The 2,579-nt window shown below is 51.1% G+C and carries 2 tRNA genes and 2 rRNA genes (1 of these 4 running past the window's edge); all 4 read left to right on the forward strand.

Annotated features, from left to right (window positions below):
* Positions 1-1,291: ribosomal RNA gene (locus J0A66_RS21295) — 16S ribosomal RNA — on the forward strand; the annotation flags it as partial.
* Between the two features lie 101 nt (positions 1,292-1,392).
* Positions 1,393-1,469 (forward strand) — tRNA-Ile (locus tag J0A66_RS21300).
* A gap of 90 nt (positions 1,470-1,559) precedes the next feature.
* A tRNA-Ala gene (locus J0A66_RS21305) sits at positions 1,560-1,635 on the forward strand.
* Between the two features lie 276 nt (positions 1,636-1,911).
* Positions 1,912-2,579 (forward strand): 23S ribosomal RNA (locus J0A66_RS21310) (it continues 2,443 nt past the right edge of the window).

Raw genomic sequence — 2,579 nt, forward strand, 5'->3', positions numbered from 1 at the left:
GTTGGTAGGGTAAAGGCCTACCAAGGCGACGATCTCTAGCTGTTCTGAGAGGAAGATCAGCCACACTGGGACTGAGACACGGCCCAGACTCCTACGGGAGGCAGCAGTGGGGAATATTGGACAATGGGGGCAACCCTGATCCAGCCATGCCGCGTGTGTGAAGAAGGCCTTCGGGTTGTAAAGCACTTTCAGTGGTGAGGAAGGCCAAATGGTTAATACCCATTTGGATTGACGTTAGCCACAGAAGAAGCACCGGCTAACTCCGTGCCAGCAGCCGCGGTAATACGGAGGGTGCGAGCGTTAATCGGAATTACTGGGCGTAAAGCGCACGCAGGCGGTCTGTTAAGTTAGATGTGAAAGCCCCGGGCTTAACCTGGGAGTTGCATTTAAAACTGGCAGACTAGAGTCTTGGAGAGGGGAGTGGAATTCCAGGTGTAGCGGTGAAATGCGTAGAGATCTGGAGGAACATCAGTGGCGAAGGCGGCTCCCTGGCCAAAGACTGACGCTCATGTGCGAAAGCGTGGGTAGCGAACAGGATTAGATACCCTGGTAGTCCACGCCGTAAACGCTGTCTACTAGCTGTCTGTGGATTTAATTCGTGGGTAGCGCAGCAAACGCGATAAGTAGACCGCCTGGGGAGTACGGCCGCAAGGTTAAAACTCAAATGAATTGACGGGGGCCCGCACAAGCGGTGGAGCATGTGGTTTAATTCGATGCAACGCGAAGAACCTTACCTACTCTTGACATCCTAAGAAGTTTGCAGAGATGCAAACGTGCCTTCGGGAACTTAGAGACAGGTGCTGCATGGCTGTCGTCAGCTCGTGTCGTGAGATGTTGGGTTAAGTCCCGCAACGAGCGCAACCCTTGTCCTTAGTTGCCAGCATTAAGTTGGGCACTCTAAGGAGACTGCCGGTGACAAACCGGAGGAAGGTGGGGACGACGTCAAGTCATCATGGCCCTTACGAGTAGGGCTACACACGTGCTACAATGGGCAGTACAGAGGGAAGCGAGACCGCGAGGTGGAGCGGATCCCTTAAAGCTGTTCGTAGTCCGGATCGGAGTCTGCAACTCGACTCCGTGAAGTCGGAATCGCTAGTAATCGCAGGTCAGCATACTGCGGTGAATACGTTCCCGGGCCTTGTACACACCGCCCGTCACACCATGGGAGTGGGATGCAAAAGAAGTAGTTAGCCTAACCTTCGGGGGGGCGATTACCACTTTGTGTTTCATGACTGGGGTGAAGTCGTAACAAGGTAACCGTAGGGGAACCTGCGGTTGGATCACCTCCTTACGTAAAGCTGCCGCTTTTTTAGCGCAGTGTTCACACAGATTGTTTTGTTGCCAAGAAGAACGAGCACAAGCGTTACCGGCGCGAGCGGGTGACGTAGATACGGGTCTGTAGCTCAGGTGGTTAGAGCGCACCCCTGATAAGGGTGAGGTCGGTAGTTCAAGTCTACTCAGACCCACCAAATTCGCTCCCAGACGGCGTCAGAAAACATCTCATGTACTTGTTGTACACTACGATGTTCTCTTCCTTGTCTGGAAACGAATTCTATATCGGGGCTATAGCTCAGCTGGGAGAGCGCCTGCCTTGCACGCAGGAGGTCAGCGGTTCGATCCCGCTTAGCTCCACCACTCTACGCAGAGATTGAGTAGGGCGGTGACAGACAGAGGCTCGTTGAAGGAAGAATGCCTTAATGAATACACGCTGTGCAGTGTGAATTGATTAAGGTTTTTTAAGCCTTAAAAGTTCTTTAACAATTTGGACAAGCTGATAAAGAAAACATCCAGTTTGACATGAGCAATCATGTTCAAGCGAATATGTAGCGTCATTGGTATTCTCACAAAGAGAATAAGATGAAGTTGTTTGGCTGTATGGCACGTAAATTACGACGTAATTTGGGGTTGTATGGTTAAGTGACTAAGCGTATACGGTGGATGCCTAGGCAGTTAGAGGCGATGAAGGACGTGTAAATCTGCGAAAAGCTGTGGTGAGGTGATAAAACCCGTTTGAGCCACAGATATCCGAATGGGGCAACCCAGTGCACTTGTGCATTATCACTTAGTAAATACATAGCTAAGTGAGGCGAACCGGGAGAACTGAAACATCTAAGTACCCCGAGGAAAAGAAATCAACCGAGATTCCCCCAGTAGCGGCGAGCGACCGGGGAGTAGCCCTTAAGCAGCTTGAAGATTAGTGGAAGGCTCTGGAAAGTGCCGCCGTAGTGGGTGATAGCCCCGTACACGACAATCTTTTTGCTGTGAAAACGAGTAAGACGGGACACGTGTTATCCTGTTTGAAGATGGGGGGACCATCCTCCAAGGCTAAATACTCCTAACTGACCGATAGTGAACCAGTACCGTGAGGGAAAGGCGAAAAGAACCCCTGTGAGGGGAGTGAAATAGAACCTGAAACCGTATACGTACAAGCAGTGGGAGCAGACTTGTTCTGTGACTGCGTACCTTTTGTATAATGGGTCAGCGACTTATATTTTGTAGCGAGGTTAACCGCATAGGGGAGCCGTAGCGAAAGCGAGTCTTAACTGGGCGCTTAGTTGCAAGGTATAGACCCGAAACCC

The organism is Bowmanella dokdonensis (genome assembly GCF_017254865.1).
Lineage (GTDB): Bacteria > Pseudomonadota > Gammaproteobacteria > Enterobacterales > Alteromonadaceae > Bowmanella > Bowmanella dokdonensis.